Here is a 26,140-nt window from a genome sequence, read left to right on the forward strand (position 1 = left end):
ACGGTCGTCGCCGCCGGGCCCACGGCCGGGCCCCCCGCCGAACCCGCCGACGGACCTCCCGCCGAGCCCGCCGACAGGCGCACGGCCGAACACCCGGACCAGCCCGCGGACCACCCGGCGGACGCGCCCGCCGACCGGTCCGTGGAACGGCCCCCGGCGCGGCCCGCGGACCGTTCCACGAGCCGGTCCCCGGGCCGGCCCGCGGAGAACCCGCCGGGGCCGGCGGAGGACTCGCCCAGGCCGGTCCCTCCGGGCGACCTCTTCGCGCGCATCGCGACCCCTCTGTCGGCGGTCCGCCGCTTCCGCCGCTCGGGCGGCGCGGACCGTCCGTGAGGCCGGCCCCGGCCAAGGGGCGGTGAGCCTCGGCGGCCGCGAGCCGGGTGCCGTACCGGAGATCGGGCGGGGAGCCGCGGGGCCGCGTCGGAAGGGGGCTGGGGCCTGTCGCTCGGATCGCGTGGCGCCGAGGTGCGGCGCCTTGTCGGAGTTCCTTCCGTACCGCCGCCTGATCCGAACGGCGGGCCCTGGTGCCGGAGGCCGGGCGGGTGCCGGGACCGGGCGCGGTGTCGTGAGGCCGGGGCCTCCGGGATCACGCCCCGTGCAGTGCCGCCGTGACTCCCGCGATCGCCCCGGGGCCGACACGGCAGCAGCCGCCGATCAGGCGGGCCCCGGCCCGCTCCCACCCGCCGACCTGGGCGGCCGTGAACGTGGAGCTGCCCTTCCAGGCACGGGCCCCCGCGTCCCAGGCCTCGCCGCTGTTCGGGTAGACCACGACCGGTTTTCCGGTCACCCGCGAGGCCGTGGCGACGGCCGCGTCGACATCCTCGGGAGCGCAGCAGTTGACCCCGACCGCGATGACCTCGTCCGCCTCGGCGGCCAGGGCGAAGGCCTCCTCCAGCGGCTGTCCGGCCCGCGTCCGGTCGCCCGCCACGCTGTACGACAGCCACGCCGGCACACCGAGCCCGCGCACCCCGCCGAGCAGGGCCCGCGCCTCGTCCGTGTCCGGGACCGTCTCCAGGGCCAGCACGTCGGGCCCGGCGGCGGCCAGTACCTCGAGGCGCGGCAGATGGAACCGCTCCAGTTCCGCGACGCTCAGCCCGTACCGCCCCCGGTACTCCGAACCGTCCGCGAGCATCGCCCCGTACGGACCCACCGACGCGGCGACCCACAGGGGCCGCGTGACGCCCTCGGCGTGCGCGCGCCGGGCGGCCTCGCGCGCCAGTTCGACGCTCAGGCCGAGCAGTTCGGCGACCCGTCCGTGCGGGATGCCGCGTCGGGCGAACCCCTCGAACGTCGCCTGGTAGCTGGACGTGATCGCCACGTCCGCGCCCGCCTCGTAGTAGGCGAGATGCGCCTCGACGATCGCCTCGGGCCGGTCCGCGAGCAGCCGCGCCGACCACAGCGCGTCACTCAGGTCGTGTCCGGCCGCCTCGAGCTGGTTGGACATGCCTCCGTCGAGCACGATCGTGCCGGAGGACAGTGCTGCGGCGAGGGTGAGGACGTTGTCGCTGGCCATGCCCCGACGCTAGTCGATCAGGTCCGCCGCACCCCGGCGCCGTCCGCCCATCGAGCGACCGTCTCGCGAAACGAGACGTCGGGTCCTCGGCGCGAGGCCTGATCCCGACGCCCGCCCGGCATCGCCGGCCCGGCTCCTGGCAGGATCGGGCGCCATGGAGTTCTCCGAAGTGGTCCGCCGCCGTCGCATGATCCGCCACTACTCCGACAAGCCGCTGGCCCCCGAGGCGGTGGAGAGAATCCTCGCCACCGCGCTGCGGGCCCCGTCGGCCGGCTTCTCCCAGGGCTGGGCGTTCCTGGCCCTCACCGACCCCGCCGACCGCGCCCGGTTCTGGCCGTTCGTCCCCACCCGCGTGGAGCAGACGCCGACCATGCAGGACGCCCCCCTGGTCGTCGTACCGCTCGCCCACAAGGCCGCCTATCTGGAGCGCTACGCCGAACCGGACAAGGGCTGGGAGGACCGCGCCGAGGCCCGCTGGCCGGCCCCGTACTGGTACATCGACACGGGGATGGCGGCCCTCATGATGCTGCTCGGCGCGGTCGACGAAGGGCTCGACGCCTGCTTCTTCGGCATCATGCCCGAGCAACTGGAGCCCTTCCGTGCCGAGTTCGGGGTGCCGGGGGATTACGCGCCGATCGGCGGCATCACGGTCGGCCACCGGTCGGACGACGTTCCCCCGCAGGGCGCCCGTATCGCGGAACGCCGACGCGGGCTGGACGAGGTCGTGCACCGGGGGCACTGGGGGCTGCACAACTGAGCGGCCGGTCGCGTCGTCCGGTGTGCGGGGCGCCGCGCCGGGGTGCGTGACGGTGCGGCAGGCACGACGCGGCGCGGCGGTGTGGCAGACGTGGTGGTGCGCGCGGCGGTGCGGCAGGCGTCCGGTGTCCGCGGTGGGCTTGGCGGACCGGCTCCGTCCGACCCGTTGACCTCGCCGTAGTACGCGCTTACTTTTTCGGCGCAATGTTCGTCATCGCAGATGATGTTCGGCATACCGGACGGACGGTCACCGTATGAGTCGTATGAGTCGTATGAGCCGCACCATCCCCGCCCTGCGCCCCTTCCCCGCCGAACGGCACCCGCCGAGACGCGTGTACGCCCTGCTCGTCGCCCTCTGTCTCGCCCTCGCCGGAGGGCTCCTCGCCGCCGCGCCCGCCCGCGCGGCGGCCCAGACCATCACGAACGGCACGCCGTTCAGCGACACTTCGGGCGCGGCGGTGCACGCGCACGGCGGCGGGGTCCTCGAAGTGGGCGGCTATTACTACTGGTTCGGCGAGAACCGCAACGCCGACAACACCTTCAGGTACGTCGACGCCTACCGCTCCACCGACCTGAAGAACTGGGAGTTCCGCAACCACGTGCTGACCCGGTCGAGCGCCGCCGAGCTCGGCACGGCCTACATCGAGCGGCCCAAGGTCATGTACAACGCGTCCACCGGCACGTTCGTCATGTGGATGCACAAGGAGAACGGTGTCGACTACAGCGAGGCGCGAGCCGCCGTCGCCGTCTCGGACACCGTGGACGGCGCCTACACCTACCGCGGCAGCTTCCAGCCGCTCGGCCAGTACATGTCCCGTGACATCACGACCTTCGTCGACACCGACGGAACCGGCTACATGGTCTCGGCCGCCCGCGAGAACTACGACCTCCAGATCTACCGGCTCACCGCCGACTACACCGGCGTGGCCGCCCTGGTCGCCGATCCCTGGCACGGCGGACACCGCGAGGCGCCCGCGCTGTTCAAGCGGGGCGGCGTCTACTTCATGCTGACCTCGGCCGCCACCGGCTGGAGTCCCAACCAGCAGCAGTACGCCACCGCCACCTCGCCCGCCGGTCCCTGGACCGCGATGACGAACGTCGGCGACTCCACGGCGTACGGCTCGCAGACCGCGTACGTCCTTCCCGTGCAAGGCACTTCGGGCACCTCCTACCTCTACCTGGGCGACCGCTGGGGCAACGCCTTCGGCGGGACGGTGAACGACTCGCGGTACGTCTGGCTGCCGATCGCGTTCCCGACGGCCACCACGATGTCTCTGTCCTGGTCGCCGGAGATCGCGATCGACACCGCCGCCGGGACGGTCGGCGGGATCAGTGCCGTCTACGAGACCCTGACGGCCCGTCATTCCGGCAAGTGCGCGGACGTCCCCGGCCAGTCGCTGTGGCAGGGGATCGCGCTCGCCCAGTACACCTGCAACGGCGGAGCCAACCAGAAGTTCTGGTTCAAGTCCCTCGGCGGCGGCTCCTACGAGCTGATGGGCCGGGGGAGTTCCCTGTGTCTGACCGAGAACAGCACCGGTGTCCGTCAGGAGGACTGCACCGGCGCCACCACCCAGCAGTGGTCGGTGACGGCCTCCGGCGGTTACGTACTCCTCAAGGCCAGGGCGTCCGGCGAGTGCCTGGACGTGTCCGGCGCATCCACCGCCGACTCCGCCCCGCTCATCACGTACACCTGCAACGGAGGCACCAACCAGCAGTGGACACGCGGGACGTGACCTCGGGGGTGTCCAGCGGTCAGGAACCGGCCTCCGGCTGTTCCAGGGGTACCTGGGTCAGCGCCTTCCGGGGGTCGGATTCCCGCGCCCGGGCGTGGACCGTGCTGCGCCGGTCCAGCAGCACGGACGTCTCGGCGCCGGTCCCGAGGTCCTTGGCGACGACGTGCACCACGTGGTTGGCGTCGATGTCGAAGGTCACCTCGATCCGCGGGACGCCGCGCGGGGCCGGTGGCAGCGGCAGTTCGAGCACACCGATCTTCGTGTTGAACTCGGCGATGTCACGGGTTCCTTGGTAGACGCCGATCTGGGCGTGGGACTGCCCGTCCGCGACGGTGGTGAAGATCTCGCCGCGCTTCGTCGGGATCGTCGTGTCCCCTTCGACGAGCGTGGTCATGACGCCGTCCTTCGTCTCGATGCCGAGAGGCAGGGAGGTCACGTCCAGGAGCAGTTCGTCGCGCAGTTGGCCGGTCAGTACGGCACTCAGCAGCGTGGCACCGATGACCACTCCTTCGGGGATGATGGCCCGGATCGGGTCCCGGCCGCCCGCCAGCTCCTTGACGAGCGCCGCGACCGCCGGCATCCGGGTGGCTCCGCCCACCAGGATGAAGTGGTCGATGTCCTCGATCCGGTCGGTCCCCCACGCGTTCTTCAAGGCCTGGTGCATCGGCTGGGCGCAGCGCTCCAGCAGATCCTTCGTCAGCTTCTCCACCTGAGCGCGCGTCAGCGTGACGTCCAGGTGCACCGGCCCGGACGGGGACATCGCGATGTACGGCAGGCTGACGGTGGTGGCCGTGGCCTGGGACAACTCGATCTTCGCGGCTTCGGCGGCCTCGGCCACCCGCTGGAGGGCGGCCCGGTCGGTGAGCCGGACGCCCTGGCGGAGGGCGAGATCACGTACGAGATGATCGACGATACGACGGTCCCAGTCGCTGCCTCCCAGGCGACCGTCGCCGCTGGTCCCCTCGGTCGCGACGACCCCGTCACCGACGTTCAGCAGGGACACGTCCAGGGTGCCGCCGCCCAGGTCGAACACCATGATCGTCTCGTCGTCCCGGCCGAAACCGTACGAGAGCGCGGCGGCGGTCGGCTCGTTCAGCATCCTGACCGCCTCGAGGCCCGCGAGAGCCGCTGCGTCCGCCAGGGCCGCGCGCTGGACGTGGTTGAAGTAGGCGGGCACGGTGAGGACCGCCCGGGTCACCGTCTCGCCCAGATACGTCTCCGCGCTGTGCCGCAGGTCGGCGAGGATCCAGGAGGCGACCTCCTCGGCGGAGAAGCGGCGGACCCCGTGCCGGTGGGTCCACCCTGTGCCCAGTTCCCGTTTGACCCGGTGGATGCCGCCGCCCGGAACGCGGGAGGCCCGCTCCTTGGCGGCCTTCCCCACCAGCAGGGTCCCGTCCTCGGCGAACGCCACGACGCTCGGAGTGGTGACCTCTCCGTGGCGGTTCGGGACGACCCGCACCTCGCCGTCCAGGAACACGGCCACCGCGGAATTGGTCGTCCCGAAATCGATGCCGAGGATCTTCGACCCGTCCGCGATCGGGCGGGTGACCCGGGAGGCGGTGTCCGGCGTCCCCGACGGCAGGTCGCCGAGGCCACGGCTGTGCCAGAGCCCCTCGGCCCGGGCGCCGACCTGCGGATCGCGGTCCCGCACCAGCACGGTCAGGGCTTCCAGGGCGGCCTCGCGGACCGGGCCGCGCCCGCTTCCGAGCAGCCGTTCCACCTCGTGCAGGGCGCCCAGCCGCTGCCAGACGGCCCCGGTGAGGATCGCGGCGCGGAGGGTGTCGGGAAGCGCCGGGCCCTCGGGCACCGTCACGTACGGGGCGCCCGGACTGCGCGTCAGATAGAGCGTGCCCTCGGAGTTGTTGACGCTCCGGGTCGGCGTCTGGCTGGGCAGCCGGCTGCGTACGCGGTCGTGGACGAAGGCGTACAGCTCCTCGACCGACACGTAGCCGTCCCCGTCCAGATCGGCGCTGCCGTCCCGCAGGCCCTCCACCACGGCCGCGGTGAAGATGGACGGCTCGGCCCGTTCCCTGCTGCTCAGCTCGCTCTCGTGGCTGTACTGCAGGGCGGTCGAGGACGTGATCACGACCCGGCCCCGCCCGGAGAACGGCTCCCTCACGTCGACCGCCGGCGCGGCTCCGCGGGTCCGCATCCCTTTGGCGAACGCCCCGCTGTAGCAGCAGTCCAGCAGGACGACGGCCCGGCGGCAGGGACTCTGCTCCAGTTGGTCCGCGACGAACTCGGAGGAGACCGCGGTCGCGTCCAGGAAGTCCCCCTCCGTGTCCGAGGCGATGAAGTGCAGCCGGCCCCGCGCGTCCTTGCGGCCGTGGCAGGAGAGATGGAGCAGGAGCAGGTCCTGGCTCCGCGCGCGGGCGAAGAAGGACTGGATCGCCTTGCGGATCTCCACCGCGGTGCCGTTCTCGACGACGGTGACCTCGAACGCGCCGACGGCCGGGTCGCCGAGCACGCCGGCGAGGTGCTCGGCGTCCGCCGCGGCACCCGGTAACTCGCCGAAACGTCCGTCCGCGTAATGCTGGTTGACGACGAGGAGCGCGGCCTTACGCATCGGCCGCGTCGGCCTCTCGGGGAGCGTGCCTGGCCGCGAACAGTTCGACGGCGTGCCGCTGGTCCGCGCGGGACACGGACGTCAGATGCAGTTCGTCACCGTCGATCGTGATGTCGATCGAGCCCGAGTTTCGGCGCGCGAGCCAGTCCTGCGCCAAGGCGATGAGCGCCCTCAGTGTCGCCGCGCTCGTCGCGCCGACGAGGAGCGTCGTCCAGAGCACCGTGTCCCCGGCCCGTGTGCCGTCGGGAGCCGGACCGCCGGTCGCGTGCCGCACGAAGGCCGGATCCAGCAGGGACAGCTCCTCGGCCAGCAGGGACACGGCCTCCGCCGCGCCCTCGGGGTCCGCCTCGTCGGTGAACACCAACGCCGCTTCGCATCGCGGATCGCTCAAGGTTCCCTCCCCGTGGGTCACCCGGGCCCCCACCCGGGAGAGGCCAGTGTGGCACCTCGGAGTCGGCCTCCGGCGGGTCCCGGGGAAAGGTGCGTCCTGATCCGACCGGATGTGTAAGGTGCCCCGGCCCGAGCCCGGGACGGCCCTCTGGAAAGCGCTTGCCGATCGGCGGTATCGTCCTTCGGCCAGGCCCCGTCGCCCTGTCGCCCCGCCCTCCCGTCGGAGGAGCCCGCGTCCGGTGCCGAGGGCCCTGGCGGGGGTGGGACGAGCCCCTGGGGCGTTCCGACCGGAACCGGGGCGCCCCAGGTATCAGGTCCGGCCCGCCCGAGGACATCCGGCGTCCGGGAGGCCGGGCCCGGCCCGGAACAGGAAGGCCAGTGATGCACGCCGAGCCCGCCGAGGACAGGTCCCTGAGCCCGTACACCGGCCGCACGCGCGCCCATTGGGAGGCGGCCGCCGACTCCCTGCTCGCCGCGGTCGCCCCGTACGCCACTGACGACCAGGCCCTCTACCACCTCCCCGGAGCGCACACGAGCAGCGCCGGGCGACTCTCCGACGGCCTGGAGGGCTACGCCCGTACGCTCCTGCTGGCGGGCTTCCGCCGTGACGAGAAGGTCCTGGAGCGGTACGCGCGGGGGCTGGCCGCCGGAACGGCGGGCGTGTGGCCCCGGGTCGAGGACCGCGGCCAGCCCCTCGTCGAGGCCGCGTCGATCGCCCTCGCGCTGCGGCTGACCCGTCCGCTGCTGTGGGACCGCCTGGACGACGGCGTGCGGCAGCGCGCCGCCGCATGGCTCGGCGACGCGCTGACTGCCGAACCCTGGCCCTGCAACTGGGAGTTGTTCCCGGTGACGGTCGGCGGCTTCCTCCAGGAGGTCGGCCATGAGCCCGAGGCCTCGCGTGCCGCGATCGACCGCGGGCTTGCGCGCATCGAGCAGTGGTATCTCGGCGACGGCTGGTACACCGACGGCCACGGGCGCAAGTTCGACTACTACAACGGCTGGGCGATGCACCTCTATCCGGTGCTGCACGCCTGGCTGGCGGACGACGCCCGGCTCCTCGACCTGTACGCCGGCCGCCTGGAGGCCCATCTCGGCGACTACGCCCGGCTGTTCGGCGGTGACGGCGCGCCGATGCTCCAGGGCCGCTCGCTCACCTACCGCTTCGCCGCCACCGCCCCGCTGTGGCTCGGCGCGCTCACCGGCCGGACCCCCCTGTCCCCGGGCGAGACCCGGCGCCTCGCCTCCGGCGCCCTGCGCTACTTCCTCGACCGGGGCGCGGTGGACGGCGACGGCCTGCTCACCCTCGGCTGGCACGGCCCCGACGAGGCCTTCGCCCAGCACTACTCCGGGCCCGCCTCGCCGTACTGGGCGAGCAAGGCCTTCGTCGCCCTGCTGCTGCCCCCGGAGCACGAGGTCTGGACGGCCACGGAGGAGGCGGGCCCGGCGGAGCGCGCCGACGCCGTCACCAGGATCGGGCCGCCCAACTGGCTTCTCCAGTCGACGCGTTCGGACGGTCTGGTTCGCCTCCACAACCACGGCAGCGAGGACGTCCGCTACGACCCCTACTACACGCGGCTCGCCTACTCGACGGCGACGAGGCCCTCACCCTCGTACGACAACAGCGTGATCGTCGGCGGCGAGGCGGGCCGTACGGCGATCGTGCCGCTGGGGGTCGGGCAGGACTGGGCGGCCTCCCGGCACACGGTCTCGGAGGGCGTCGGGGCGGTCTCTCTCGTGGTCGCGCGGGGCGCCGTGGAGGTGCGGGCGCACCTGGTGTCGGGCGCGGATCCCGGGACGCGGGTACGGATCACCGGCTGGTCGGCGTCCGACGGCGCGCGCCCCGAACTCCTGCCCGCGCACAGTCTGTCGGCCACGGGGGAGGGCCTCACCGGGGACGGCCCCTCCCTTTTCGTCGCCCTCGTCCGCCTCACCGGCGACCGGGACCCGCTCCCGCTCACGGACCTGGTGTCCGTGCGGGTGACGACGCCCGAGGGCGCGGGACCGGGCACGTACGAGGTGACGGTGACCTGGGCCGCGGGAGGAACGGCGGCCTTCCGCTTCGACGGCACCGGCGGAGTGGTCCCCCTGGACGGTGGCGATCTCACCGGCGTTGCCTAGAGTGCGGAGTGCGGAGTGAGGCGGAGACGGATCCGCCGGAGCAGGGGGGTGTGTCATGGGTGGTTCGGACCTGGGCCGGGGCGGGGGCCCGGTGGGCGCGGAGCAGATGATCGCGGAGGCGCGAAAGGCGTTCTTCGTGATGTTCGCGTTCCTGGCGGTCGTCTGGCTGCTGCAACTGGCCAACTACGCCGACGACTACGCGTTCTCGCGGGACTACGGTGTGGTGTCCGGCGATGTCGCCTCGCTGCCCGACATCCTCAGCGCGCCCTTCCTGCACTGGAGTTGGGCGCACATCGAGAGCAACTCCGGTCCGCTGTTCGTGTTCGGGTTCCTCGCCGCCTACCGGGGTGTGGCCCGCTTCCTCGGCCTGAGCCTGCTGGTGGCGCTGACCAGCGGGTTGGTGGTCTGGTTCTTCGAGAGAGGGGACGTGGACACCGTCGGCGCGAGCGGCCTGATCTTCGGGTACTTCGGCTATGTCGTGGTCCGCGGGATCTTCGACCGTCACCTGATCGACACGCTGATCGGTGTCGTCATGGCGGCTTCCTTCGCCTACATGCTCACCGTGGCGGTGCCCGGAACGCCGGGGGTGAGCTGGCTCGGCCACCTCGGCGGCCTGATCGGCGGCCTGGCCGGCGCCTGGATCTTCCGCGACCGCCGCCCGCGCACCCTCCCGGCCACCGGTTCCGGCAGCGGCACCGGCACCGGCTCGGGAACCCCGACCCCGCCCCAGAACTCCGCCAACCCCCGCGCGGACCTGCACAAGGAACTGGGAGATCTGGGGCTGCTGTAGGAGGTCGGTCAGCCGGGCTGCCCCGCCTCGGCACGCGGCCAGTTCTCCAGGGCCACGTGCAGGGCGTCCAGCGCGTGCCTCCAGGACGTCCCGACCGGGCGCGGCGCGCCGAATCCGCCGATGGCCTCCAGCGTGCAGTAGCCGTGGAAGGTGCTGCGCAACAGGCGTACGGCGTCGGTCAGATCGGGCTCGGACAGCCCGTAGGCGCGGAGCATCCCCTGCGTGACCTCGGCGGTGACCTCGGCCGTGCGGCGGTACTCCGCCCGCTCCGCGACCAGGGCCGGGTCGAGCTGCGTGTGCGTGGCCCGGTAGCGCCCGGGCCGCTCCAGCGCGTAGGCGCGATAGGCGTCGGCGAAGGCGACGAGCGCGTCCTTGCCGGCCCGCCCGGCCACGGCCGTGGCGATCCTGTCGATCATCTCGCCCGACGCCAGCAGCGCGACGCGCTCGCGCAGCTCCCGGACGTTGCGCAGGTGCGCGTACATGCTCGCGTCCTTGACCCCGAACTGCCGGGCCAGCGCGGCCACGGTGACGTTCTCGAAGCCGATCTCGTCCGCGAGATCGGCCGCCGCCAGCACGACCCGCTCGGTCGTGAGTCCGGCACGAGGCATGAGAACCACCTTTTCGCCACAGAGCATTTCCTCGGGAACCCAGGCAGAAGCCTAGTCCCGCCCGATCGCCGACTCCGTGGAATTCATGACGCAACGGACACGGCGAGGAGCAACAGGGTTATGGATAAAGCCAGTTGACCGATTCAGGTCGCCCGGCGAACACGAGGGGGCCGCCCGTTGTTCATGCTCCGCCCCGAATCTCCTCATGACGCGCCCGCAGGGGCGGGGCGGGACTCAGGAGGCGGTCATGGGGCACACGCACGGACACGAGCACGGGCATCACCATCACCACCCGCACGGCCACGAGGGCACGGGCACCACGCTGCCCGCCGCCTTCGACACCGCCGTGCCCGACGAGGCCCTCAGCCCCGAGCAGCAGTCGCGCCGCTCACTCCTGCGCCGCGCGGGACTGCTGGGCGCCGGCCTCGCCGCCGGCGGTGTCCTCGCGGAGGGGGCCGCCGCCCCCGCGTACGCCTCGACGGGCGGCCGCAGAAAGAACGGCTTCCTGTGGCTCGCCGGAGACCACCACATCCACACCCAGTACAGCAGCGACGGCAAGTACCGCGTCCGCGACCAGGTCCGCCAGGGCGCCGCGCACGGCCTGGACTGGATGGTCATCACCGACCACGGCAGCGAGACCCACGCCAAGATCGGGGTGGACAAGGTCAACCCGGACATCCAGGAGGCCCGGGACATCCACGAGGACACCCTCGTCTTCCAGGGCCTCGAATGGAACATCCCGGCCGCCGAGCACGGCACCGTCTTCGTCCACCCCGGCCGCAACGAGGTCGCGGTCCTCAAGCAGTTCGAGACGGACTACGACGGCAGCCTCAAGGGTGCCACCGACTCGACGCCCGCCAACGAGGCGCTCGCCATCGCGGGCCTCAACTTCCTCGCCGAGCAGGTCCAGCGGCGCCGCGTCAAGGACATCCTGATGCTGGCCAACCACCCCGCCCGCAAGGGCCTCGACTCCCCGCACGAGATCCGTGCCTGGCGCGACGCGACCCCCGCGTCCCACCAGATCGCCGTCGGTTTCGAGGGCGCCCCCGGCCACCAGGCGGGCGGCATCGAGAAGACGTACGGCATGGGTGTCGCCCGCGGTCTGTACGACAACAGCCCGAGCGCCAACTCCTTCGCCGGCTACCCGCTGGAGAGCTACCGCACCTGGGGCGGCTTCGACTGGATGACCGCCACCGTCGGCGGCCTGTGGGACAGCCTGCTCGCCGAGGGCAAGCCCTGGTGGATCACCGCCAACTCCGACTCCCACCAGGTCTACACGGACACCGCCGTACGCGGCGGACCGGACAGCGACTTCAACCTCAACGGCCGGCACACCGACCCGGTCTACGGCGGAAAGATCGACACCACCCAGGGCGACTACTGGCCCGGCCAGTACAGCCGTACGCACGTCGGCTCCGACGGGTTCTCCTACGCCGCCGTGATGGACGGCATCCGCGCCGGCCGGGTCTGGGTCGACCACGGGCAGCTCATCAGCGGCCTCGACGCGCGGGTCTCCGGCGGCGGCCGCTGGGCCACCCTCGGCGGCGCGCTGCACGTACGCAAGGGCACCCGGGTCACCCTGACCGTGGACCTCGGACTGGCCGGCGGCCCCAACTGGGCGGGCTTCGTACCGAAGCTGGCGCGCGTCGACGTCATCCAGGGCGATGTGACGGGCGCGGCCTCCGACCGGGACACGCTCGCCGCCCCCACCGCACGGGTCGCCAAGTCCTACGAGGTGAACAAGTCGTCCGGCACGGTCCGCCTCACCTACGACCTCGGCACCGTCGACCGTCCGGTGTACGTCCGTCTGCGCGGCACCGACGGCAACCGCTCCGCCGTCGGCCTGAGGGGCGCGTCGGTCGACCCGGCGGGTCCGGCCGTGGACGTCCTCGGTGACGCCGACCCGTGGAAGGACCTGTGGTTCTACTCCAACCCGGTGTGGGTCCTCCCGTCGTGAGCGAGCCGTACGTCGTCGGAGTCGACACCGGTCATACGGGCGCCCTGCGGGAGGCCGACCATCTGCTGCGGGCGCTCGCCGCGGAACTCGGCCTGCCCGCGGACGCGCTGGGCTGCACGCACCACGTGCGGGACGGTCGGCGGCCGCACACGGCGCTGTCCTTCGCCGTGCTGTCGGAGCGGGCGGCCCGTGCGGCATGGCAGCGGCTCACCGAGAACGGCTCCGGCACGCCCGGTGACGGGCCCGGGCCCGGGTCCCTCCTGGGTGCCGCCTTCGGCGAGGAGCGGCACGGGCCCGACGAGCTCGCGGCCGGAGCCGCCCACGCGGCCGCCGAACACGGGGCGCGCACGGGCGGCCGTGCCGTCCTGTACCCGGGGGCCGGCGCCGTCACCGGAGTCCTGACCGTCGGGCGCCTGCTGGAGGTCTCCGCGGTGGACCGGGTCACCGTGCTCGGTTCCCCCGAGGGGGTCGCCCCGGAGGCGGAGTTGGTCACCCGCGACCACGTGCGCCCGGAGTGGCGCGACGGCCGGCTCGTCCTCGCGACGATGCCGGCCGCCGGCGGCACCCTGGTGCCCTTCGAGGTGCCGGACCCGACACCCTGTTGCGCCGACCACTGACAGGTGCGGCCGGACGGCTGGGGAGAGCCGTCCGGCCGCGCTCGGCACGCGGGCCTCAGTCCCGGATCGTGGAGAACACGAACGAGAACTCCGCCGGAGCGGCCCGCAGTTGGTAGGACGGAAGAGCGCCGGGACCGCACGACTGCGAACCGATGCCCTGCTGACCGTGATCGAGGTTGACCCAGACCGTGTCGCCGGGGGCGAGATCCGTCAGGTGGTCCGCCGCGTCGAGCTGCTCGGTCGTCCAGCGGCGCGCGGTGAACCAGAACGCCGGGTCGCCCTCGACGCGTACTCCGCCGATCTCGGCCCAGTGGACGCCGGGCCGCGCGCCGTTCTCCTGCGGGCGCACGTACGGTGTCTGCATCGCATCGACCGTCGACTCCCAACGCCCGTTCATACAGGCGGTCCTGGTGTCCGGATAGCCCTCTCCGGGGCCACCCCCGAACCAGGTCACCCGGTCCGCGGAGCCCGGGAGGCCGAGCCGGACGCCGAGGCGCGGCAACGGCAGTGTCCACCGGCCCTCCGGTGCCACGGACACGGTCAGCCGCAGCCGGGTGCCGTCGGAGGTCCAGCGGTACACCGTGCGCAGGCCCACGTCACGGGCCGCGGGCGCCACCCGGGTGCGTACGGTCAGGGAGTCGTCGCCCGCCTCCACCGCGTCCAGGCGGTGCCGCATCCGGTGCAGGCCCAGGGCGCGCCAGAGCGGGCCGTGACGGGCGTCGGGCTGCCAGTGCGCGCCGTTGTCGTTGTCGGTCGGGGCGCGCCACACGTCGAGACGGGGGCCGGTGACCTCGACCCCGCCGAGGGCCAGCAGGGCCCCGGTACGGGCGTCGAACGTGCCCGGGCCGAGGGTGATCACCCCGTCGCCGGAGACCGGAGCCGCGGACGGCACGAAGGAGGGCAACGCGGGTGCCGTCATGGGAAGTTGGGTCCAGGCGACGACATGGCCGCGCGGCCCCCAGGCCGTCTCCTCGGCCAGTGCCGCCCGGACCGTCCACTGTGCCGCGGCCCCCGGCGGATCCACGGGCGGTTCCGGCAGTTTGACGTCGGCCGACTCTCCCGCCGCCAGCGCGGGCACCACGAGCGGGCCCGACCCGACGGTCTCGCCGTCCACCTGGTACGACCACGTGAAGGCCAGAAGGGAAAGGTCCGCGAAGTCGTACCCGTTGGTGACGCGCACGGTGCCGTCCCGGCCCGCGTCGGCCGTCAGGCCCTCGGCGGAAGGCGGGAAGGATCCCCCGCCGTCGATGCGGACGGGCTCGACGACCTTCTTGAACTCGACGAGCCCCGGGGACGGGGTCCGGTCCGGGAAGAGCAGCCCGTCGCACACGAAGTTCCCGTCGTGCAGCTCCTCGCCGAAGTCCCCTCCGTACGCGAACCCGTGGCGCTCGTCCCGGACGCCGTGGTCGATCCACTCCCAGATGAAGCCGCCCTGGAGCCGGTCGTACGTGGTGAACAGGCGCTGGTAGTCGGCGATGCCGCCGGGGCCGTTGCCCATCGCGTGCCCGTACTCGCACAGGATGAAGGGCAGTTGGCGCCGTTTCAGTCCGCCGTCGTCCTGATGCCGGCCGATCCGTTCGACCTCGGCGTGGTCGGCGTACATGCGTGAATAGACGTCCGTGTCACGGCAGTCGTGGTCGCCCTCGTAGTGCAGGAGCCGGGAGCCGTCCCGGCCGCGGATCCACTCGGCCATAGCGGTGAGACCGCGCCCGGTGCCGGCCTCGTTGCCGAGGGACCACAGGACGACCGACGGATGGTTCTTGTCGCGTTCGACCATGCGCGCCACCCGGTCGAGCAGCGCGGGTGTCCAGCGCGCGTCGTCGACGGGGTTGTCGCGCCAGCCCTGTTCGGTGAAACCGTGGGTCTCCAGGTCGCACTCGTCGACGACCCACAGGCCGTAGGTGTCGCACAGGTCGAGGAAGGCGGGGTGCGGCGGATAGTGCGAGGTGCGCACGGCGTTGATGTTGTGCCGCTTCATCAGCAGCACGTCCGCGAGCATGGTCTCCGGGTCGAGGGCGCGGCCCTTCTCCGAGTGCCATTCGTGCCGGTTGACGCCCTTGAAGAGGAGGGCCGTGCCGTTCACCTCGATCCGGCCGTCCGCGAGTTCGACCGTGCGGAAGCCGATGCGCAGGGGGACGCGCTCGCCCTCGGTGACCAGTTCGCCGTCGTACAGCCGGGGCGTCTCGGCCGTCCAGGGCAGTACCGGGACGGTGACCGGGGTCCCGGTCCCGACATCGATGTCCAGAGCGGGGACGAGGACCCGCCCGTCGACGTCGGAGTCGACGCGCAGGGTCCCCAGGCCCTCGTGGTGGTCGTAGGAGGCGTGCACGAAGAAGTCGAGCGCGCTGCCCGGCGGCCGGTGCAGCAGGGTGACGTCGCGGAAGATGCCCGGCAGCCACCACTGGTCCTGGTCCTCCAGGTAGGAGCCCGCCGACCACTGGTGGACCCGGACCGCGAGCACGTTGGCGCCGGGTCCGAGCAGATGGCCGACGGCGAACTCGTGCGGCAGCCGCGAGCCCTGGAACGTGCCGAGGTCCGTGCCGTTCAGCCAGACCCGGGCACAGGACTCGACCCCGTCGAAGCGCAGGACCGTACCGCCGTCCGCGGGCCAGTCCGGCGGCAGGTCGAAGCGGCGCAGATGGTCTCCGGTCGGGTTCTCGGTCGGCACGCGCGGCGGGTCGACGGGGAACGGGTAGAGGTGGTTGGTGTAGATCGGCGATCCATGACCTTGCAGCACCCAGTGACCGGGGACCTCCACCCCGGTCCAGCCGTCGGGCTCGTACCCCTTCACCGCGAAGGAGTCGTCCTCGGCGTCGGCGGTGGGCGAGAGCCGGAAGTCCCAGCGGCCGTTCAGGGACAGGGACCGGGCGTCCGAGGAGGCGTACCAGGCGCGGGGCGGGAGGGCGCCGCTGCCGGGGGAGACGTCCTCGACGTAGTCGGTGGTGGACGGGGGAGAGGCCGGTGGTCCGGGAGAGGTGCGGAAGGACATGCGTCTCCTCGTTCAGCCCTTGATGCCGGTCTGCGCGATTCCCTGGACCAGCCAGCGCTGGAGGAAGAGGAACACGAACACCAGGGGCAGGATGGAAATGGCCGTGGCCATGAAGATCAGATGGAAGTTGACGGTCTGGTTCGTCATGTACGAGGACAGCGCGACCTGGACGGTCCAGGCGTCGGGGTCCTGGCCGATGACCAGTGGCCACAGGAACGCGTTCCAGCCGCTGATGAACGTGATGGTCGCGATCGCGGCGAAGAAGTTGAGGGAGTTGGGCACCACGATGCGCCAGTACGCGCCCCAGTGACCGAGCCCGTCCATGCGCGCCGCCTCCTCCAGTTCCTTCGGGAACCCCAAGAAGTACTGCCGGAAGAGGAAGCACGTGAAACCGCTGAAAAGCCCCGGGATGATGAGGCCGCGAAGACTGTCCACCCAGCCGAGCGACGACACGAGCACGAAGCTCGGCACGAAGGTCACGGCGGAGGGGACCATCAGGGTGACCAGCACCGCGTAGAAGACCTTGTCGGCGTGGCGGTACGGGATCCGCGCGAGGCCGTAGCCGGCGAGCGAGCACACCAGCAGGGTGCCGAGGGTGTGCAGCACCCCGACGACGGCGGAGTTCCACAGGGAGCGGGCGAACGGGACGGTGGGGTCGTCGAACAGCTCACGGACGTTGCCCCACCTCAGGTCGGTGGGGAAGAACTGCCAGTTCTCGCCGGTGATGGCGGCGTCGGTCGACAGGGCGTTGCGCACGAGCAGATAGAAGGGGACGAGGAACAGCAGACCGGCGACCCCGGTGGCGATGTACAGGCCGGTGCTGCCGAGTACACCGCCCGGACTGTTCCGCCGGGGCCTTCTCCGCGCCGCCGCGTGGGCCTTGCGGCTCTGGGTGACGGTGGTCATCCGGCCTCCTCCCCGCGCCCGAATCCCATGAACCTGCCCTGGAGCAGGGTCACCATGCAGATGAGCAGCGTGAGGATGACGGCGCCCGCGCTGCCCGCGCCGTAGTCCTGGGCCTGGCCCAGCGCCGTGTAGTACAGCTCGACGAGCGGCGGGCGGCCCCACGTGGTCTTCGAGAGCAGGTTGAAGAATTCGTCGAAGGCCTGGTAGGCGGCCACGAGGAGCAGCAGGATCACGGCCGTCGAGGTGGCCCGCAGTTGCGGCAGGGTGATGTGGCGGAAGGACTGCCAGCCGGGACCGGCGCCGTCGATCGCGGCGGCCTCGTAGAGCTCCGGAGGGATGTTCTGCAGGGCGGCCAGGAAGAGGATCATGTAGAAGCCCGCCTGGAGCCAGAGCCGCGCGGTCACGATGACCAGCCAGTACCAGGGCGGATCGGGGTCGGCCAGCCAGGCGGTGTTCTCGATCCCGAACCAGCCGAGGAGGGTGTTCATCAGACCGAAGCGGACCCCGCTGAAGATGGACATCTTCCAGATCAGCGAGGCGGCGACATAGCTGCACGCGGTCGGCAGGAAGAACACCGACCGGAAGAACGCCCGCATGAACCGCAGCCGGTTCACCAGCAGCGCGAGGCCCAGGGAGAGTGCCCAGGTCAGCGGCACGATGAAGGCGGCGAAGACGGTGAACGTCACCAGCGAGCCGGTGAAGTTGCCGTTCTCCAGCATCTGCCGGTAGTTGTCGAGGCCGACGAACGTGTCGGGGGTGACGGTGAAGCGCGCCTCGAAGAAGCTCAGCCACAGGCTCCAGCCGATCGGCACGTACACGAAGACGGTCAGGCCGATGAGGAAGGGGCCGGTGAACAGCCAGAAGGCGAGGGTGCTTCCGCCTCGCCGGAACCGCCGCGGCCGGGCCGCCGTGGCCCCGGCCGGGGCGGAGCGCGAGACGCCGTGCGACGTGGTGGTCGACATGTCGGGGTCCGTCCGCCGGTCTATCCGAAGAGCTTCTTGAGCTCGCGGTTCACGGTCACGTCCGCCTCGTCGAGCGCGGCCTCCGGGTCGCCGTTCTTGCGGACGCAGTTGGCGAACACGTCCTCAAGTGCGGTGATCATGGATTGGGTCCAGCCGATGTTGTCGAAGTGCCCGTACTGGCCGAAGAGTTCGACGCCCTTCGCCGGCAGACCCGACTTCAGCTTGGTGGCGGACGCGGCGAGCGAGGAACGCGGCGGGATGTGGAAGCCGTACGACAGCGACCAGTCCTCCTGGTACTTCTTCTGGTCGATCCAGAGCCACTTCACGTACTCCTTGGCCAGGTCGACGTTCCTCCCCTTGGCGTTGACGAACATCGACCAGCCGCCGTTGTAGACGGACGGCTTGCCCGAGTCGGTGACCTTCGGGAAGGGGAAGACCCCGATGTCGTCGCCGAGCACCTTCTGCATCTGCGGCATGGCCCACATCCCGCAGAACTGGATCGCGCACAGGCCCTGGTTGATCGCCGACGGGTCCCAGTAGTCGGCCGGGGCGTCGAGGAGCAGATGGCCGCTGGTGAACAGGCCCCGCATCTTCTTCAGCCCCTCCTTGACCCCCTCGGTGTGGTAGGCGATCTGGTTCCTGTCGTCGAGGGTGTCGGCACCCGCGGACCAGATCATCGGGTTGATGACGGCGTGCAGGTCGTTGCCGATGAACAGACCCTTCACCTTGCCCGTCGTCAACTTCGCCGCGGCCTCGACGAGTTCGTCGAGCGTGGTCGGCACGTCGAGCCCCGCCTTCGCCAGCAGGGAGGGCCGGTAGAAGAAGAACTGCGGGTCGTCGATCATGCGGACGCCGTAGGTCTTCCCGTCGACGGTGTGCGAGGCGATGTCGGCCGGGTTGAAGTCGTCCTTCACCGGACTCACGATGTCGCTCAGGTCCGCCACCTGGCCGCTCTTGACGAGCTGGATCTGCGGATGGAACTCGAAGACGTCCGGCGCGTTCTTCGTGAGCAGCGACGCGAACAGCTTGCTCTCGAAGTCGCTGCCGGTGATCCACTGCGTGGTCACCTGCGCCTGGTCGTAGGCCTTCGCGTACCGCTTGATGGCCTGCTCGGTGCCCGCCTCCCCGTAGGCGTGGAAGTACTGGACCAGCTCCTTGCCCGAACTCCCGCCCCCGGAGCGCCCGTTGTTGCTGCCGCAGGCGGCCAACGGCCCGAGGGCGGCGAGGCCCGCGGCGGCCCGCAGTACGGATCGACGGTCCCAGTTGCTGCTCAATGCCGACATGGTGACGTCCTTGTCCTCGCGGGCGGTTTGAGTGCGCTGCGCTGTACCGGTCGGGTGCGGTCGTGGCTCGAATGCGGTGTGCGGTGCGGGACGTTAACCTTCCGCTAAGGCTTCGGCAAGGGGTTGGACGAAGTCGGCGCGAAGCGTTGCCGGGGGTTCGGGATACCGGACGCCACGGCTCCCGTCCCATCGGGTGGCGGCCCCGACGATCAGTCAACCCGCATGCATATGGCGGTACTTGGTGAGCGCCGTGCCGTTGGAACCGATTCCGGCACTCAGGCCGGAGGCGCTGTTCGACTCAGGCCGGAGGCGCGGTACGACTCCGGGCGGGAGCGGTCCGCCCGGCCTGCCGCCGGCCGACCGGCTGGAGGGCCCCTTCGAGGGCGAACGTGGCGGCGCCCAGACAGACCGGGTCCGTCGGAATGGGGGACAGCACGATCTCCGTGGCCGCGAGCGGACGCCGCAGCGCGTGCCGGGCGACGGCCTCGCGCACCTCCCGCAGCAGCGGTTCCCCGAGCGTGGCCGCGACCCAACTGCTCAGCACGACCACTTCGGGGTTGAGCAGGTTGACCAGGTCGGAGATCCCGGCACCGAGATAACGGGCGGTGTCGCGCACCACCTGGAGGGCCACCGGGTCCTGCGCGGCGACACCCGCCGCGAGGGCGTCGATGGTGGCGGTCTGGTCCTCCGGGTGCAGCAGCGTGCTCCCGGGGCTCAGCTCCCGCAGGTTCAGCATGATCCCGGGCGCCCCGACATACGTCTCCACACAGCCGTGGTTCCCGCAGTGGCACGGCCGGCCGTCCAGTACCAGCGTGGTGTGACCCCACTCGCCGGCGCTGTTGCTGACACCGCGGTGCAGTCCGCCGCCGAGCGCGAGACCGGCGCCCACGCCCGTGCCCAGATTGACCACGACCGCGTCACCGCGTCCACGGGCCGCGCCGAACCACAACTCGGCGACCGCGCAGGCGCGCAGCGGGTTGTCGAGATACAGGGGGTGGGCGATGTGCTCGGCGAGCAGATCGAGCAACGGCACGTCGTGCCAGTCCCAGTTGGGCGCGTACTCCGCGACCCCGGTGTCGCGGTCGACCTGCCCGGGGACGCTGACCCCCACGCCCAGGACCCGCGCGCCCTCCATCCCGGCCCGGGCGACCACCGAGTCGACGGCGGCCGCGACATGGCCGACCACCTGCTCCGGGCGGCTCTCCCCGGGGCGCATGTCCTCGTCGGCGCGGGCGAGCACGTTCAGGGCCAGGTCGAACAGCTCGACACGGACGTACGTCTCCGCGATGTCGACCCCGATGAGGGCGCCCCCGGCCGCGTTCACCGCCACCAGCCCGCGCGGCCGGCCGCCCGCGGAGTCCTCGAAGCCGACCTCGGTCAGCATCCCGAGGTCGAGCAGTTCACCGACGAGCGTCGCGACCGTGGCCAGGCTGAGCCCGGTCGCCGCCGCCAGCTCCTGCCGCGAGGTGGGGGATTCGGCGATGATCTGGCGCAGCACCTCGTACCGGTTCGCGGTGCGGATGTCGCGTGATGTACCGCGCTTCATGGGGCTCCCCTCGCTCCCGCGCACCGGTTGCCGGGCGCGTCGGCCCCTGCGCGCCGCGCCAGGCTATGGCCCGCCGGGGACATTCGACAAGGGGTTAGGAAATGGGGTGGAGGAAGGGTCCTGGCCGGGATGGAGCAAGGTCAGGGGCGGGGGCCGAGAAAGTCCCGCACGAAGACGTTGGTGAAGGTCCCCGCCGGGTCGAGCTCCCCGGCCAGCGCCCTGAACCCGTCCAGCCGCGGGGACCGTTCGCGCAGCACCGCCGACGGCACGGCGAACACCTTTCCCCAGTGCGGCCGCGGCCCGAACCGCTCCAGCGCCCGCTCGACCAGCCGGACCACCGGCAGGACGGCCGCGGTGTCCTCGACCCAGGTGAAGTGCAGGGCCACGGAGTCCCGGCCGTACGCGGGACTCAGCCACTGCTCGTCGGCGGCCACGGTCCGCACCTCGCAGATCTGCAGCACCGGCGCGATCGTCCCGCGGATCGCGTCCAGCGCGTGCAGTGCCGCCAGGGCGTCCGAGCGCGCCAGCAGATACTCCGACTGCAACTCGGCCCCGCTGCTCGGCGTGAACTCGGCCCGGAAATGGGGCAGTCGCTCGTGCCAGGGGCCCGGTACCCCGAGCTGCTCGGTGCAGTTGCGGGCGGGCATGCCCGGTACCGGATGCAGGGCCTCGGTCGCGGGGGCCGCCCACGGGAAGTCCGGCGCGGGCCGGTCCGTGCGCCGTTTGAGCCAGACCTGCCGGAAGCCGGGACGCCCCCAGTCGGTGAACAGGCTCACGCTGTATGCGGAAGCCGCGACCGTCTCGAAGTCCAGGCCCTCCAGCGGGAGTTCGGTGAACACGTGCTGGCTCACCTCGAAGTCCGGTTCCAGGTCGAGGGTGAGCGCGGTGACCACACCGAGCGCGCCCAGCGAGGTCACGGCGCCGGCGAACCGTTCCTCGTCCCGGCCGATCACCAGGGCGGAGCCGTCCGCCGTGATCAGCTCGACCTCGCGCACGGCGGCGGCGAGCGAGCCGTTCGTGACCCCGGACCCGTGGGTGCCGGTGGCGACCGAACCCGCCACCGAGATGTGCGGAAGGGAGGCCATGTTGTGCAGCGCGAGTCCGTGCTCGTGGACCCGGCGGGCGAGTTCGGCGTACCGGACCCCGCCCGAGACCCGTACCGTACGGGCCCTCGTGTCGACGTCGACCGCGGGCGGCAGCGCGTCCAGCGACAGCAGGACGCCGTCGGCACCCGGCTCGGCGATCGCGTTGAACGAGTGCCCGCTGCCCAGTACCCGGACCCGGGAGCTGTCCGCGACGAGGGCGCGCAGCGCGTCGAGCGAGGAGGGCCGGTGCAGCTCCCCGGCCGCGTACGTGATGTTGCCGGCCCAGTTGGTCAGGGTCCGAGTCATCCCTGTCGTCCCTCCCGCGAGTGGCTGTGCGTGGCCCATGCAATGACCACCCGGGGGAACCTACCCCGTCGCTCCGTCGCGGTGGCACACCGGTCCGTTGACCCGCCCGCGTGGCGCGATCTACGGTAGAGAGCGCTTACTGTCCTCGGAGCCGCCGAACCGGAAGGCCACCTCCTTGCCCGAACGTCCAGTGGAGCCGCCCTCCCGGCGTCCCGTGGCGATGTTCGCCATGACCCCCGAGAACGTGCCGCGGATCTTCCCCCCGGACATCCTCGCCCGGCTGCGCGAGCGGGTGGACGTCGATCCCTCGCTCGTGGCGGGCGACTTCGCCGATCCGCGGGTACGGGCCCGGCTCGCGGACACCGAGATCCTGATCACCGGCTGGGGGTGCCCCCTCCTCGACGCGGCCGCCCTCGACGCCGCTCCGAAGCTGCGGGCCGTGCTCCACGCCGCCGGTTCCGTGAAGGGCTTCGCGACCCCCGAGGTGTGGGAGCGCGGCATCGTCGTCTCCTCGGCCGCCGCCGCGAACGCCCTGCCCGTCGCCGAGTACACGCTCGCCATGATCCTGCTCGCGGGCAAGGACGTCTTCGCCCACCGGGAACGCCTGCGCACCGAACGGGCCTTCCCCTACGGCGAGATCCTCCCCGGCGTCGGCAACTTCGGCCGCCGCGTCGGCGTCGTGGGCGCCTCCCGCATCGGCAGACGCCTCATCGAACTGCTCCGCCCCTTCGACCTGTCGGTGAGCCTCGCCGACCCCTACGTCGACGAGGCCGGGGCGGCCGCCCTCGGTGTCCCCCTGCTGCCGCTCGACGAACTGCTCGCCGACAGCGACATCGTCACCGTCCACGCCCCGCAGACCCCGGAGACCCGGCATCTGATCGGCCGCCGCGAACTCGCCCTGATGCCCGCCGGATCGGTGCTCATCAACACCGCGCGCGGCTCCCTGGTCGACCACGACGCCCTGATCGAGGCGCTGCGCGCCGGGCGGGTCGGCGCGATCCTCGACGTCACGGACCCCGAGCCGCTGCCCGCCGACTCCCCGCTGCACGACCTTCCGAACGCCTTCGTCACCCCTCACCTGGCCGGCTCGCAGGGCAACGAGGTCGCCCGCCTCGGTCTGACCGTGCTGGCGGAGGCGGAACGTCTGCTGTCCGGGCGGCCACCGGAGTTCGGGATCGACGTGGCGGAACTGGAGCGGAGCGCCTGAGGGCCGCCTCGTACGCGGCCACCGGCGTCACTGAACGGCTCGCCGGCACCCTCGCCGGAGCGGGCTGCCCCCTCACCCGGCGGGGTGTGCGCCGCCGGACCCGGCCGTCAGCGGGCGGGCCCGGCCAGGAACGCCTCCGCCGTCGCCGTGAACCGCTCCGGATCGTCGAGCCACGGGAAGTGTCCGGCCCCGGGCTGTACGACCAGCTCGGCGCGCGGGAACAGGGCGGCGACCTCGGCCATCGCGGGCGCCGGGGAGTTCAGGTCGGCCTCTCCGGCGAGCACGAGCACCGGGGAGGCCAGACGGGCGAGGGCCGCCCGGGTGGCGTCCGGCGCGAAAGCGCCGTCGGAGAAGCGGGCCGCGGCCTCGTGGTTCTTGTGCGCGTCCTCCGCGTCCCGGTGCGCCCGCGCGTCCTCGTCCCAACGGCCGTACCAGAAAGGGGCGATGGCCCGGAACGCGGCGGCGTCGCCCTCTCCGGCGACGATCGCCTCAAGGGCCGCGAACGCCTCCGGGAACCACGGCTCGTCCTCACGGAGCAGCGCCGTCGCCCGTCTGACCTCCGGAGTGATCTCGATCCCGAGGGCGAAGACGCTCGGGGTGATCAGCGCGAGCCGCCCGACACGCTCCGGATGCCGCTGCGCGTACAGGACGGCCAGATTCGTCCCGGCGGAGTGCGCGAGCAGGTCCATCCGGTCGAGACCGAGGTGCTCGCGCAGGGCCTCGACGTCGTCGACGAGCCGGTCGCAGCGGTACGAGGCGGGGTCCGCCGGGATCGCGGACGCGCCCGTGCCGCGCGGGTCCGTCATGATCAGTCGCCGGTGCGCGGACAGTCCGCCCAGGTCACCGAGGTACGCGCGGTCCTGCATCGGCCCGCCGGGCAGACACACCACCGGCGGTCCGTCCCCGTAGGTGTCGAAGGCCAGCTCGGTCCCGTCGTACGAGGTGAAGGCAGGCATGGCGACGACTCTCGCAGCGGCGCCCGGACGGAGCAAGCGAGATCCGGCGCGGCGTGGGCCTCCCGCGGCGCGGGGGGACCCGGTACGGCCGATGTCCGGGCGGGGGCATACCGTGAGGAGTCGAACACGTCGGACGAAGCAGGTCGGGAGCGAGGAGAACGGGATGGGCAGCCGCACCGCGCTGGTCGAGGATCTGATGGAGCGGTTCCCGCACGTGCCGCGGGAAGCCGTCATCAAGGAGGACCTGCTCCGCGGGGGCGTGGCCTTCGACGCGTCGGCCCTCAGCGACAACGAGGGCGGCGAGGTGAAACCGAAGTCGTACTTCATCTTCTCCTTCGACCACGGAACCCTGCCCGAGCTGGGCGAGGCCGCGCTCCGGCGCCCGCCCGAGGAGATCATCCTCACCGGAGGCCCGTACGACCTGCGGCGCACGGTCGTCTCCGTGCGCGTGAACCCGACCTCGCCCTACCGTGTCGCCGCCGACGCCGAGGGCGTCCTCGGGCTCTACCTCGACGGGAAGCGGATCTCGGACGTCGGTGTGCCGCCGATGCCCGAGTACTACCGGCACACCCTCTCCAACGGGAAGTCCGTGATGGAGGTGGCCCCGACGATCCAGTGGGGCTACCTGATCTACCTCACCGTCTTCCGGGTCTGCCAGTACTTCGGCGCCAAGGAGGAGTGCCAGTACTGCGACATCAACCACAACTGGCGCCAGCACAAGGCGGCGGGCCGCCCCTACACCGGGGTGAAGGACGTCGAGGAGGTCCTGGAGGCCCTGGAGATCATCGACCGGTACGACACCGCGAAGGCGTCGACGGCGTACACGCTCACCGGCGGCGCGATCACCAAGACCGTGGCCGGACGCGACGAGGCCGACTTCTACGGCCACTACGCCAAGGCCATCGAGGAGAGGTTCCCCGGGCGCTGGATCGGCAAGGTGGTGGCCCAGGCCCTGCCGCGCGACGACGTCCAGCGCTTCAAGGACTACGGCGTGCAGATCTACCACCCGAACTACGAGGTGTGGGACCGCCGGCTGTTCGAGCTGTACTGCCCCGGCAAGGAGCGTTACGTCGGCCGCGACGAGTGGCACAAGCGCATCCTGGACTCCGCCGAGATCTTCGGCGCCCGCAATGTGATCCCGAACTTCGTCGCGGGCGTGGAGATGGCGGAGCCCTTCGGCTTCACCAGCGTCGACGAGGCCATCGCCTCGACGACCGAGGGGCTGCGCTTCTTCATGTCGCACGGCATCACGCCCCGCTTCACCACCTGGTGCCCCGAGCCGACCACCCCGCTGGGCAAGGCCAACCCACAGGGCGCGCCGCTGGAGTACCACATCCGTCTGCTCGAGGCCTACCGCGCCACCATGGACGACTTCGGGCTCAAGTCGCCGCCCGGCTACGGGGAGCCCGGTCCGGGCCGCGCGGTCTTCTCCGTCAGCTCCTTCATGGACAGCCTTCCCGCGCAGGAGCCGGTCTCCCAGGTGTGACCGTGCCCTTGAGGCGCACCCGCACGGCCCGGACGTCGTCCCGACGTCCGGGCCGTCGCGCGTGGGCCGTGGCCGTCGGGCGTGGGGGCGTCGTACGACGGGCGTGGAGTGCCGGGTGGGGGAGCGGGGGTCAGTGGGGGGTTCTGTGAAAGTTGAAGCGTTCGGTCCCGCCGGGCAGGCGTTCCGTACGACACTCGGGTGACCTCCGTACGAGACTAGGGCGATCCGAGTCCCGGCTCGGGCGATCCGAGTCCCGGCTCGGGCGGCCGGAGACCGGACCGAGGGGGCGCCGGCGTTCGACCGACCGTCCTGTGATCGCGCGACCGCATGATGTGACGGCGTCGCTTGTCAGTTGTGTCGGAACCG

Annotated in this window: 19 protein-coding genes; 8 read left to right on the plus strand and 11 right to left on the minus strand. The window is 71.9% G+C overall.

The genetic code is table 11. The annotated features are described in order from the left end of the window. Positions 1 to 586: 586 nt before the first annotated feature. Positions 587 to 1,513, minus strand: coding sequence for a homocysteine S-methyltransferase (gene mmuM / locus ACIQ7M_RS00365; RefSeq protein ID WP_403638294.1), 927 nt, complete (start codon positions 1,511 to 1,513; stop codon positions 587 to 589). 154 nt (positions 1,514 to 1,667) lie between these two features. Between mmuM and ACIQ7M_RS00370 the strand changes: the two genes are divergently transcribed. Both ACIQ7M_RS00370 and ACIQ7M_RS00375 read left to right on the plus strand, forming a co-directional pair. Then, complete coding sequence (locus ACIQ7M_RS00370) at positions 1,668 to 2,270, plus strand: nitroreductase family protein (RefSeq protein ID WP_403638296.1); 603 nt, start codon at positions 1,668 to 1,670, stop codon at positions 2,268 to 2,270. A 271-nt stretch (positions 2,271 to 2,541) separates the two neighbouring features. Next, positions 2,542 to 4,002, plus strand: coding sequence for an RICIN domain-containing protein (locus ACIQ7M_RS00375; protein ID WP_403638298.1), 1,461 nt, complete (start codon positions 2,542 to 2,544; stop codon positions 4,000 to 4,002). Positions 4,003 to 4,021: 19 nt separating this feature from the next. Here ACIQ7M_RS00375 and ACIQ7M_RS00380 read toward each other — a convergent pair whose 3' ends face one another. Together ACIQ7M_RS00380 and ACIQ7M_RS00385 are read right to left on the minus strand one after the other, a co-directional pair. Further along, positions 4,022 to 6,568 carry an Hsp70 family protein gene (locus ACIQ7M_RS00380; protein ID WP_403638300.1) on the minus strand — a complete coding sequence of 849 codons (2,547 nt, stop codon included), beginning with the start codon at positions 6,566 to 6,568 and terminating at the stop codon, positions 4,022 to 4,024. Then, positions 6,561 to 6,959: a hypothetical protein gene (locus tag ACIQ7M_RS00385; RefSeq protein ID WP_403638302.1), complete on the minus strand. Its 399-nt coding sequence runs from the start codon at positions 6,957 to 6,959 to the stop codon at positions 6,561 to 6,563. The genes ACIQ7M_RS00380 and ACIQ7M_RS00385 overlap by 8 nt, the downstream gene beginning before the upstream one ends. A gap of 380 nt (positions 6,960 to 7,339) precedes the next feature. Between ACIQ7M_RS00385 and ACIQ7M_RS00390 the strand changes: the two genes are divergently transcribed. Both ACIQ7M_RS00390 and ACIQ7M_RS00395 read left to right on the plus strand, forming a co-directional pair. After that, positions 7,340 to 9,076, plus strand: a complete 1,737-nt coding sequence (locus ACIQ7M_RS00390) for a DUF2264 domain-containing protein (protein WP_403638304.1) — start codon at positions 7,340 to 7,342, stop codon at positions 9,074 to 9,076. Between the two features lie 55 nt (positions 9,077 to 9,131). Beyond that, positions 9,132 to 9,866, plus strand: a complete 735-nt coding sequence (locus ACIQ7M_RS00395) for a rhomboid family intramembrane serine protease (RefSeq protein ID WP_403638306.1) — start codon at positions 9,132 to 9,134, stop codon at positions 9,864 to 9,866. Between the two features lie 8 nt (positions 9,867 to 9,874). Here ACIQ7M_RS00395 and ACIQ7M_RS00400 read toward each other — a convergent pair whose 3' ends face one another. Then, entirely contained in the window at positions 9,875 to 10,474 is a 600-nt protein-coding gene (locus ACIQ7M_RS00400; protein ID WP_403638308.1) for a TetR/AcrR family transcriptional regulator, read from the minus strand. A gap of 247 nt (positions 10,475 to 10,721) precedes the next feature. On the opposite strand from ACIQ7M_RS00400, the gene ACIQ7M_RS00405 reads away from it, so the two are divergent. Further along, positions 10,722 to 12,431, plus strand: coding sequence for a PHP domain-containing protein (locus ACIQ7M_RS00405; RefSeq protein WP_355760099.1), 1,710 nt, complete (start codon positions 10,722 to 10,724; stop codon positions 12,429 to 12,431). After that, entirely contained in the window at positions 12,428 to 13,048 is a 621-nt protein-coding gene (locus tag ACIQ7M_RS00410) for a hypothetical protein (protein ID WP_403638311.1), read from the plus strand. The genes ACIQ7M_RS00405 and ACIQ7M_RS00410 overlap by 4 nt, the downstream gene beginning before the upstream one ends. Positions 13,049 to 13,103: 55 nt before the next feature. On the opposite strand, the gene ACIQ7M_RS00415 is transcribed toward ACIQ7M_RS00410, so the two are convergent. From ACIQ7M_RS00415 to ACIQ7M_RS00440, 6 genes are all read right to left on the minus strand, one after another. Further along, complete coding sequence (locus tag ACIQ7M_RS00415) at positions 13,104 to 16,037, minus strand: glycoside hydrolase family 2 TIM barrel-domain containing protein (RefSeq protein WP_403638313.1); 2,934 nt, start codon at positions 16,035 to 16,037, stop codon at positions 13,104 to 13,106. 12 nt (positions 16,038 to 16,049) lie between these two features. Next, positions 16,050 to 16,943 (minus strand): carbohydrate ABC transporter permease, encoded by an 894-nt coding sequence (locus ACIQ7M_RS00420; protein WP_403638315.1) that lies wholly within the window; start codon positions 16,941 to 16,943, stop codon positions 16,050 to 16,052. After that, positions 16,940 to 17,905 (minus strand): carbohydrate ABC transporter permease, encoded by a 966-nt coding sequence (locus ACIQ7M_RS00425; RefSeq protein ID WP_403638317.1) that lies wholly within the window; start codon positions 17,903 to 17,905, stop codon positions 16,940 to 16,942. The genes ACIQ7M_RS00420 and ACIQ7M_RS00425 overlap by 4 nt, the downstream gene beginning before the upstream one ends. A gap of 20 nt (positions 17,906 to 17,925) precedes the next feature. Beyond that, positions 17,926 to 19,188, minus strand: a complete 1,263-nt coding sequence (locus ACIQ7M_RS00430; protein ID WP_403638319.1) for an ABC transporter substrate-binding protein — start codon at positions 19,186 to 19,188, stop codon at positions 17,926 to 17,928. A 298-nt stretch (positions 19,189 to 19,486) separates the two neighbouring features. Beyond that, positions 19,487 to 20,734 carry an ROK family transcriptional regulator gene (locus ACIQ7M_RS00435; RefSeq protein WP_403638321.1) on the minus strand — a complete coding sequence of 416 codons (1,248 nt, stop codon included), beginning with the start codon at positions 20,732 to 20,734 and terminating at the stop codon, positions 19,487 to 19,489. A gap of 140 nt (positions 20,735 to 20,874) precedes the next feature. Beyond that, positions 20,875 to 22,125: an FAD-binding protein gene (locus tag ACIQ7M_RS00440; RefSeq protein WP_403638323.1), complete on the minus strand. Its 1,251-nt coding sequence runs from the start codon at positions 22,123 to 22,125 to the stop codon at positions 20,875 to 20,877. 229 nt (positions 22,126 to 22,354) lie between these two features. Between ACIQ7M_RS00440 and ACIQ7M_RS00445 the strand changes: the two genes are divergently transcribed. Continuing rightward, positions 22,355 to 23,332 carry a hydroxyacid dehydrogenase gene (locus ACIQ7M_RS00445; protein WP_403639198.1) on the plus strand — a complete coding sequence of 326 codons (978 nt, stop codon included), beginning with the start codon at positions 22,355 to 22,357 and terminating at the stop codon, positions 23,330 to 23,332. Positions 23,333 to 23,439: 107 nt separating this feature from the next. Here ACIQ7M_RS00445 and ACIQ7M_RS00450 read toward each other — a convergent pair whose 3' ends face one another. After that, positions 23,440 to 24,288: an alpha/beta fold hydrolase gene (locus tag ACIQ7M_RS00450; protein WP_403638325.1), complete on the minus strand. Its 849-nt coding sequence runs from the start codon at positions 24,286 to 24,288 to the stop codon at positions 23,440 to 23,442. 163 nt (positions 24,289 to 24,451) lie between these two features. Between ACIQ7M_RS00450 and ACIQ7M_RS00455 the strand changes: the two genes are divergently transcribed. Next, a complete protein-coding gene (locus tag ACIQ7M_RS00455; protein WP_403638327.1) occupies positions 24,452 to 25,774 on the plus strand; it encodes a radical SAM protein in 1,323 nt (440 codons plus the stop codon). Positions 25,775 to 26,140 lie beyond the last annotated feature (366 nt).

It is taken from the genome of Streptomyces sp. NPDC096324, from assembly GCF_044763015.1.
In the GTDB taxonomy this organism is placed as follows: domain Bacteria; phylum Actinomycetota; class Actinomycetes; order Streptomycetales; family Streptomycetaceae; genus Streptomyces.

Bases quoted from the DNA above. Each gene is read 5' to 3' on its own strand.
- ACIQ7M_RS00405 (WP_355760099.1), top strand. From the start codon at position 10,722: ATGGGGCACACGCACGGACACGAGCACGGGCATCACCATCACCACCCG.
- ACIQ7M_RS00420 (WP_403638315.1), bottom strand. From the start codon at position 16,943: ATGACCACCGTCACCCAGAGCCGCAAGGCCCACGCGGCGGCGCGGAGA.
- ACIQ7M_RS00415 (WP_403638313.1), bottom strand. From the start codon at position 16,037: ATGTCCTTCCGCACCTCTCCCGGACCACCGGCCTCTCCCCCGTCCACC.
- mmuM (WP_403638294.1), bottom strand. From the start codon at position 1,513: ATGGCCAGCGACAACGTCCTCACCCTCGCCGCAGCACTGTCCTCCGGC.
- ACIQ7M_RS00400 (WP_403638308.1), bottom strand. From the start codon at position 10,474: ATGCCTCGTGCCGGACTCACGACCGAGCGGGTCGTGCTGGCGGCGGCC.
- ACIQ7M_RS00390 (WP_403638304.1), top strand. From the start codon at position 7,340: ATGCACGCCGAGCCCGCCGAGGACAGGTCCCTGAGCCCGTACACCGGC.
- ACIQ7M_RS00430 (WP_403638319.1), bottom strand. From the start codon at position 19,188: ATGTCGGCATTGAGCAGCAACTGGGACCGTCGATCCGTACTGCGGGCC.
- ACIQ7M_RS00450 (WP_403638325.1), bottom strand. From the start codon at position 24,288: ATGCCTGCCTTCACCTCGTACGACGGGACCGAGCTGGCCTTCGACACC.
- ACIQ7M_RS00435 (WP_403638321.1), bottom strand. From the start codon at position 20,734: ATGAAGCGCGGTACATCACGCGACATCCGCACCGCGAACCGGTACGAG.
- ACIQ7M_RS00455 (WP_403638327.1), top strand. From the start codon at position 24,452: ATGGGCAGCCGCACCGCGCTGGTCGAGGATCTGATGGAGCGGTTCCCG.
- ACIQ7M_RS00380 (WP_403638300.1), bottom strand. From the start codon at position 6,568: ATGCGTAAGGCCGCGCTCCTCGTCGTCAACCAGCATTACGCGGACGGA.
- ACIQ7M_RS00370 (WP_403638296.1), top strand. From the start codon at position 1,668: ATGGAGTTCTCCGAAGTGGTCCGCCGCCGTCGCATGATCCGCCACTAC.
- ACIQ7M_RS00425 (WP_403638317.1), bottom strand. From the start codon at position 17,905: ATGTCGACCACCACGTCGCACGGCGTCTCGCGCTCCGCCCCGGCCGGG.
- ACIQ7M_RS00375 (WP_403638298.1), top strand. From the start codon at position 2,542: ATGAGCCGCACCATCCCCGCCCTGCGCCCCTTCCCCGCCGAACGGCAC.
- ACIQ7M_RS00445 (WP_403639198.1), top strand. From the start codon at position 22,355: ATGACCCCCGAGAACGTGCCGCGGATCTTCCCCCCGGACATCCTCGCC.
- ACIQ7M_RS00395 (WP_403638306.1), top strand. From the start codon at position 9,132: ATGGGTGGTTCGGACCTGGGCCGGGGCGGGGGCCCGGTGGGCGCGGAG.
- ACIQ7M_RS00440 (WP_403638323.1), bottom strand. From the start codon at position 22,125: ATGACTCGGACCCTGACCAACTGGGCCGGCAACATCACGTACGCGGCC.